Here is a 7,014-nt window from a genome sequence, read left to right as displayed (position 1 = left end):
GAGCGCAGCAGGCGAGTGTAGTTCAATGGTAGAACATCAGCTTCCCAAGCTGAGAACGCGGGTTCGATTCCCGTCACTCGCTCCAGGAACGTCATCGCAGGTCACGGGCCCGTCGCCGGAACATCCGGAGGCGGGCCGTCGTCGTTCCCGGCCTCGTCAGGGGGCCTCGTCCGGCGGCTCGAGGCCGAGCGCCCGTCGGTGGTCGCGCAGCAGCGCCTCGTTCCAGCGCTCCTCACCGCGACCGACGCCCTCGGCGCGGTCGATCCCGAGGATCTCCTGCACGAACCGTGCCCGCTGCCGCTTCACCTCGTCCGCCAGGGCGTCGTCGACGGCGGCGCTCAGCGCGGACTCGCCGGTCGGGCCGGGGTCGTCGCCCCCGCCCTCGGGTCGCTCGTCCGCGGGTTCCTCGGCCATCCGTCCTCCTCGGGTCGTGACCGTCCTCCCGCGAGAGTGCCCCTCGGCGGGCCCGGGGACCAGAGCGGGCGGTGGGCCGTCGGGGGTCGATGACAGGCTCCGGGGGTGAGCAGCGCCCTGGACCCCGAGCTCGCCACCGCCATCGAGCGCCTCGCCGCCGACGGCTGGCTGCCGCTGACCCGCCCGGACGTCGCCGAGGCCCGGCGGAACTACCGCGACCTCGCGCTGATCCGGCGCGGCGCGGACGCCGAGCCCGTCGCCTCCGTGCACGACGACGTGGTCGCCGGGCCGGACGCCGACGTCGTCGTCCGCGTGTACGCCCCCGAGGAGCCCCGGGGCGTGACGGTGGTGTGGCTGCACGGCGGGGGCTGGGTGCTCGGCGACCTCGACACCGCCGACGCCGCCGCGCGTCGGGTCGCCCACGCCCTCGGCGCCCGGGTCGTGTCCGTGGACTACCGCCTCGCTCCGGAGCATCCGCACCCCGCGGCGCTCCAGGACGCCCACGCGGCGCTGCGCTGGGCGTCGACGCAGTTCGGCGGGCGCCTGGTGGTCGGCGGCGACAGTGCCGGGGCCGGACTCGCCGCGGGCTGCGCGCTGCTCGCCCGCGACTGGGGTCCGCGCCTGGACGCGCAGCTGCTCCTCTACCCGGGCCTGGACCCGACGATGTCGCACCCGAGCGTCGTCGAGAACGCCGACGGGCCGTTCCTCACCGCCGCGGACATGCGGTGGTTCTGGGAGCGCTACGTGCCCGGGGAGCAGGCGCGGCTCGACCCGTCGGTGAACCTCGGGGAGGCCGCCCGGCTCGGCGAGCTCGGCGACCTGGCGCCGGCGGTCGTGGCCACCGCCGATCTCGACCCGCTGCGCGACGAGGGGCTGGTGCACGCCGCGGCGATGACGGCGGCCGGCGTGACGGTGCGGGAGCTGCACGGCCAGGGCCTCGTGCACGGCTACTTCGGGCTGGGCGCGGCCTCCGTGGCCGCCCGGGCGGAGGGTGACCGCGCCCTCGAGCTCCTGGCCGAGCTGCTGGCGGCGACCGGGTGAGGGCGGCGCCGAGCTGAGGGCCCGCTGAGGCGGATCGGCCGAACGTCCGATTCGACGCCCTCGGACGCGCCGATCACGACGAGTCGTCCGCTCCCGTCGCCGGGAGGTCGCGGCGCGCCATCGGCCGGCCGTTCACCCGTCCGCCGGGCGGGCTCCGGGTCGAGCCGACCGCTCATCGTGCGGAATTCGCCGCTGTCGAGGCGGGTGACGTCGACCAACGGCAGCCCTGGGCCACTCGGGGTCACCGTCGACCGCAGACGGTGGCGGTCACCGCGTCCCGGGACACGTCGCAGTCCACCCTCGGCAGCGCGCAGGGTGACGACCTCGCTACGTTCCAGCAGTCCAGATCACGACAAGGTCACGACTTCCCGCCGGTTGTCATGCTCCCCAGCGGCCTCGTCGATGCGATCCCCTCCGGCGAAGGGCGAGCACTATGGCGCGACACGGCACCCCGGCAGGTACTCCGGGCTGGGTTACCCGGCCCGCCTTCGGCTACACGCCCGGATTCGCCGCTCCGGCGCCGGCACTGCGTGGGCCGGCCCGCCCGATGCCGTCCCGCGTCACGGTCCACGACCCGCGCCCCGCCGCCCGCCGCCCCGCGCCGCGCTCCCTCTCCGCCGGCACCTCCAGCAGGATCCTCGTCGCGGCCGTCGCCGCCGGGGCCGTCGTCCCCGCCGTCGCGGCCCTGGACACGACCCACAGCGCCGACGCCGAGTCGGCGGCCACCACCCAGCTCTCCGCCGCGCAGATGTCGCTCGCCGCGGCGCAGGGCGCGGGCGGGTCGGCCGGGGGCTCGCGCGCGATCAGCGACGTCTCCACCGTCGCCATGTCCTCCGCCGACCTGGCGGCCGCCGCGAAGCCGGCCGCGTCGGGCGTCGAGGACCTCAGCAAGGCGATGTCGGTCGCCCGCGAGAACGGGCCGGCACAGTTCGGCCGCGCGTACACCGCGGGCGACGACGACTCCCTCGACGGCCAGATCGAGAAGGCGCTCGGCCTCATGGGGCTGCCGCAGAAGCTCGCCCCCGGCGTCAAGAAGATCATCATGCGGGAGTCCACGGGCAACCCGCACGCCGTCAACGGCTGGGACTCCAACGCCGCCGCCGGCACGCCGTCGAAGGGCCTCATGCAGCTCATCGACACGACGTTCCGCAACGCCGTGCTCCCGTCGCTGGCCGACAAGGGCATCTTCGACCCGGTCGCGAACATCACCGCCGGGGTCCGCACCATGATCGCCAACCACGGGATCGACGCGGTCATGGCCGGCGGGCTGCGCAACTCGTCGGGCAGCTACATCGGCTACGGCGGCGCGAAGCTCCCCGACGACGGGCTGGGCTAGGTGCCCTCCGGGCTCGTGAGCACTAATCCGCCGTATGACACGGGGAAGTGCTCACGAGCCGGAGGCACCTACGCGCCCAGGGGCCCCTTCTGCAGCACCGGGCGCAGGGTGTCGAGCACCGACGCGTCGTCGATCGTCGAGGGCACCGCCTCGTCCTTGCCGTCGGCGATGTTGCGCATCGTCTTGCGCAGCACCTTCCCCGAGCGGGTCTTGGGCAGGGCCGGCACCACCGCGACGTCCTTGAACGACGCGACCGCCCCGACCTGGTCGCGGACCATCGCCACCAGCTCCGGACCGAGCTCGTCCTCGGTGCGCTCCACACCCGCCTTGAGCACGACGAACCCGCGGGGCACCTGACCCTTCATCTGGTCCGCGACGCCGATGACGGCGCACTCGGCGACGTCGGGGTGCCCGGCGAGCACCTCCTCCATCGAGCCGGTGGACAGGCGGTGCCCGGCGACGTTGATGACGTCGTCGGTACGGCCCATGACGAACAGGTAGTCGTCCTCGTCGAGGAAGCCGCCGTCGCCGGTCAGGTAGTACCCCTCGTAGCGCGACATGTAGGACTCGCGGAACCGCTCGTCGTCGTTCCACAGCGTCTGCAGGCAGCCCGGGGGCAGCGGCAGCTTGATGACGATGGCGCCCTCCTCGCCGCGCGGCAGCGGTGACCCGTCGACGTCGAGGATCTCGATCTGGTAGCCGGGCACCGGCACCGACGGCGAGCCCGCCTTGAGCTCCATCGGCTCGAGCCCGCGCAGGTTGGCGGCGATGGGCCAGCCGGTCTCGGTCTGCCACCAGTGGTCGACCACCGGGATGCCCAGCTTCTCCGACGCCCAGTGGTAGGTCTCCGGGTCGAGGCGCTCGCCGGCGAGGAAGAGCGTCTTCAGCGAGGACACGTCGTACTGCCCGAGGTAGGACGCCTCGGGGTCCTCCTTCTTGATGCCGCGGAAGGCCGTCGGCGCGGTGAACAGCGCCTTCACCCCGTGGTCGGCGACGACGCGCCAGAACTGGCCCGCATCGGGCGTGCCGATCGGCTTGCCCTCGTAGAGCACCGTCGTCGCTCCGGTGAGCAGCGGCGCGTAGACGATGTAGGAGTGCCCGACGACCCAGCCGACGTCGGACGCGGTGAACATGACCTCGCCCGGCCCGACGTCGTAGACGGCGTCCATCGACCAGCGCAGCGCCACCGCGTGGCCGCCGTTGTCGCGCTGCACGCCCTTCGGCTTGCCGGTCGTTCCCGAGGTGTAGAGGACGTAGAGCGGGTCGGTGGCGGCGACGGCGACGCACTCGGTGGGTTCGGCGTCGCGCATCGCCTCGGCCCAGTCCACGTCGCGCTCGCCCAGCGACGCCTCGGCCTGCGGGCGCTGGAGCACGATCGAGCGGCCCGGGTCGTGCTCGGCCAGCTCGATCGCCTTGTCCAGCAGCGGCTTGTACTCGATGACCCGCTTGCCCTCGATCCCGCAGGACGCGGACACGATCGCCGAGGGCTCCGCGTCGTCGATCCGCACCGCGAGCTCGCGCGCGGCGAACCCGCCGAACACCACGCTGTGGACCGCGCCGAGCCGCGCGCACGCGAGCATCGCGATCGCGGCCTCGGGGATCATCGGCATGTAGATGATCACGCGATCGCCCTTGTCGACGCCGACCGAGCGGAGCACCCCGGCGAAGCGGGCGACCACGTCGCGCAGCTCGGCGTAGGTGTAACGGGTGACCGACTGCGTGACGGGGCTGTCGTGGATCAGGGCGAGCTGGTCGCCGCGCCCGGCGTCGACGTGCCGGTCGAGGCAGTTGTGACAGGTGTTGAGCTCACCGCCGGCGAACCAGCGGGAGAACGGCAGCGCGGAGACGTCCATGATCGTCTCGGGCTCGGTGTACCAGTCGATCAGGCCGGCGGCCTCGCGCCAGAAGCCGTCGGGGTCGGTCATGCTCCGCTGGTACGCCTGCCGGTACTCGCCACTCATGGGCGCGAGATTGCCACGCGACGTGACCTGGCGCACCCGTCCGGACGGCGTGGAGACGCCCCCGCGGCCGCCGGGCCCCTCAGCCCTTGATCCGCCGCGCCGACGTCCGGGCGGCGGCGAGGACCTCCCCCGGGTCCACCCGGGTGGGCGCGCGGTCGACGAGCACCGGCTCGCCGGCCACCCACACGTCGCGCACCGACCGCGCGCCGGCGGACCACACGAGGTTGGACACCAGCTGGGCGTCGTCGTCCGGGTCGACGAAGGCCGCGTCGTCGAGGTCCATGTGCACCACGTCGGCCCAGGCCCCGGGCCGCAACCGGCCCAGGTCGTCGCGCCCCAGCGCGTCGGCGCCGTCGGCCGTGGCCAGGCGCAGGACGTCGGCGGCGGTGAGCGCGGTGGCGTCGGCGCCGCGCTGGCGGGCGAACAGCGACGCGAGCCGCTGCTCCTCCCACAGGTCGAGGTCGTCGTTGGAGGCCGGCGAGTCGGTGCCGAGGCCCACGCGCAGCCCGGCGGTGAGCATGTCCGCGACCCGCGCGACGCCGGCCGCGAGCTTCGCGTTCGAGCCGGGGCAGTGCGCGACGGCGACGTCGTGCCGGGCGAAGATCTCCAGGTCCTGGTCGGAGAGCTGGATGGCGTGCGCCGCGAGCACCCGGCCGTCGAGGCTGCCGGTCGTCTCGAGCATCGCCGGGACCGACCCGTAGACGCTGCGGACCTCGTCGTCCTCGCCCTTCGCCTCGGCGACGTGGATGTGGAGCAGCGCGCCGCGCTCCCGGGCCGCGGCCGCCGTCGTCGCGACCGCCTCGGCGCTCAGCGTGTACGCCGAGTGGGCGCCGTACCCGAGCTCGACGCGCTCCCCCGGCCCGAACCGCAGGCCGTCGGCGTCGATCCACCGGGAGACCGCGTCGCGCATCTGCTCCCACGTGCCGAGGCGGTCCATGCCGGGCGCGGTGATGATGCCGGGGGTCATGACGACGCGGGACCCGAGCTCGAGGACGGCGTCGACCACGGTGTCGGCCCAGAAGTACATTTCGGTGGAGGTCGTGACGCCGTGGCGCAGCATCTCCAGCCCGCCCGCGAGCATCCCGGCGCGCACGTCCGGGGCCTCGAGGCGCGCCTCCGCCGGCCACACGACCTCGGTGAGCCAGCGCATCAGCGGCAGGTCGCCGCCCATGCCCCGCAGCAGCGCGAGCGGCGTGTGCGCGTGGGTGTTGACCAGGCCGGGCATGAGCAGGCCGGTCACCGTCGTCGTCGGGGCGTCCGTGGGGGGAGCGTCCGCGCGCGGCCCGACGTGGGCGATGCGCCCGACGTCGTCGACGTCGACGACCGCGTCGCGCAGGACGGGCATCCCCTGCTCGCAGGTCAGGACGATCGGGGCGTGGAGTCGCCGGGCGCTCATGCCGCCCAGTCTGGTGATCGCGCGGCGAGGGCCGCGAGACGGGTCAGCTGGCGGCGCATCATCACGAGGTCGCCCCAGGCGAGCGCGTGACCTACCAGGGTCCCGAGGGTGCCGCGGGTCCCGCCGACGACCACGGTCGCGACGAGGCGGGTGCGTCCCGGGCCGTCGGGGCGCACGGCGTAGGTGATCGCGAACTCGCCGAGCACCCCGTGGCCGGGCCGGCGCAGGCGCAGCGTGAGGTGCTCGCCGTCGACGAACGAGTCGATCACGAAGAGGACGAGGAGCCGCTGACCGACGTGCAGCCGCTCGGCGCCGGGGGTGAGCTCGCGGGGGCTGGGGCGGCCGCGGTTGTCGACGAGGTCGTAGCTGTAGGGCGCGACGGTGAGCTGGGTGACCCAGCGCCAGAGCGCCGCGGGGTCGGCGTGGCTGGTGACGCCGCGGGTCCAGCGCGCGGCGGGATGCGGGACGACGTCGTCGGCGGGCGTGCGGCGGGCGCGCTCCAGCGACGAGGTCCCCCAGTGCGACGGCGCGTCCACGTCGGCGAGTGTGCCGAGTTCCGACGAGGGGCGCCCCTCGCCGGACGGGCTACCGCTCCAGCAGCGAGCGCAGCGACCGCAGCGGCTGGAGCCAGGCGCCACCGGGGGGCAGCGTGTCGAGGCTGACGCGCGGCAGCGGCTCGCGGAACACGCCCTCGATCTCCTCGAGGTCGAGGAACGTGACGACCTCGGAGGCCACGGCGAACGCGGCGTACTCCCGGAACCCGATGACGGTGACCCGGATGCCCGCCTCGACGAGCTCCTCGAGCGGTTCCCGGAACGCCCGCCCGTCCCCGGAGGCGACGACGACGTGGGCCAGCCCGCCCTCGA

Annotated in this window: 7 protein-coding genes and 1 tRNA gene; 3 read left to right on the top strand and 5 right to left on the bottom strand. The window is 74.3% G+C overall.

The genetic code is table 11. The annotated features are described in order from the left end of the window. Window positions 1-11 precede the first annotated feature (11 nt). Window positions 12-85, top strand: a tRNA-Gly gene (locus AC0CYZ_RS08810). 71 nt (window positions 86-156) lie between these two features. On the opposite strand, the gene AC0CYZ_RS08805 is transcribed toward AC0CYZ_RS08810, so the two are convergent. Continuing rightward, a complete protein-coding gene (locus AC0CYZ_RS08805; RefSeq protein ID WP_472214352.1) occupies window positions 157-414 on the bottom strand; it encodes a hypothetical protein in 258 nt (85 codons plus the stop codon). 105 nt (window positions 415-519) lie between these two features. Here AC0CYZ_RS08805 and AC0CYZ_RS08800 point away from each other — a divergent pair, with 105 nt between their 5' ends. Together AC0CYZ_RS08800 and AC0CYZ_RS08795 are read left to right on the top strand one after the other, a co-directional pair. Further along, the gene (locus AC0CYZ_RS08800) at window positions 520-1,455 is read left to right on the top strand and encodes an alpha/beta hydrolase (protein ID WP_472214350.1); all 936 of its coding nucleotides are present in this window, start codon (window positions 520-522) and stop codon (window positions 1,453-1,455) included. A 547-nt stretch (window positions 1,456-2,002) separates the two neighbouring features. Next, window positions 2,003-2,791 (top strand): transglycosylase SLT domain-containing protein, encoded by a 789-nt coding sequence (locus tag AC0CYZ_RS08795; protein WP_472214348.1) that lies wholly within the window; start codon window positions 2,003-2,005, stop codon window positions 2,789-2,791. Window positions 2,792-2,859: 68 nt separating this feature from the next. On the opposite strand, the gene AC0CYZ_RS08790 is transcribed toward AC0CYZ_RS08795, so the two are convergent. From AC0CYZ_RS08790 to AC0CYZ_RS08775, 4 genes are all read right to left on the bottom strand, one after another. Then, a complete protein-coding gene (locus AC0CYZ_RS08790) occupies window positions 2,860-4,752 on the bottom strand; it encodes a propionyl-CoA synthetase (protein ID WP_472214346.1) in 1,893 nt (630 codons plus the stop codon). Between the two features lie 79 nt (window positions 4,753-4,831). Then, window positions 4,832-6,148, bottom strand: a complete 1,317-nt coding sequence (locus tag AC0CYZ_RS08785; RefSeq protein WP_472214344.1) for an amidohydrolase family protein — start codon at window positions 6,146-6,148, stop codon at window positions 4,832-4,834. Then, the gene (locus tag AC0CYZ_RS08780) at window positions 6,145-6,684 is read right to left on the bottom strand and encodes a polyketide cyclase (RefSeq protein WP_472214343.1); all 540 of its coding nucleotides are present in this window, start codon (window positions 6,682-6,684) and stop codon (window positions 6,145-6,147) included. Before AC0CYZ_RS08780 ends, AC0CYZ_RS08785 begins: the two co-directional genes overlap by 4 nt. 49 nt (window positions 6,685-6,733) lie before the next feature. Beyond that, window positions 6,734-7,014 (bottom strand): NYN domain-containing protein (locus AC0CYZ_RS08775; RefSeq protein ID WP_472214341.1); only part of this gene is annotated, 281 nt, incomplete at its 5' end.

This window comes from Actinomycetospora sp. (assembly GCF_055612215.1).
The sequence above is the reverse complement of the archived record's forward strand: the minus strand, read 5'-3'. Positions and strand labels throughout refer to the sequence as shown.

What these genes read in the sequence shown, in the direction of transcription:
- AC0CYZ_RS08790 (WP_472214346.1), bottom strand. Translation starts at nt 4,752, where the DNA reads ATGAGTGGCGAGTACCGGCAGGCGTACCAGCGGAGCATGACCGACCCC.
- AC0CYZ_RS08785 (WP_472214344.1), bottom strand. Translation starts at nt 6,148, where the DNA reads ATGAGCGCCCGGCGACTCCACGCCCCGATCGTCCTGACCTGCGAGCAG.
- AC0CYZ_RS08795 (WP_472214348.1), top strand. Translation starts at nt 2,003, where the DNA reads ATGCCGTCCCGCGTCACGGTCCACGACCCGCGCCCCGCCGCCCGCCGC.
- AC0CYZ_RS08805 (WP_472214352.1), bottom strand. Translation starts at nt 414, where the DNA reads ATGGCCGAGGAACCCGCGGACGAGCGACCCGAGGGCGGGGGCGACGAC.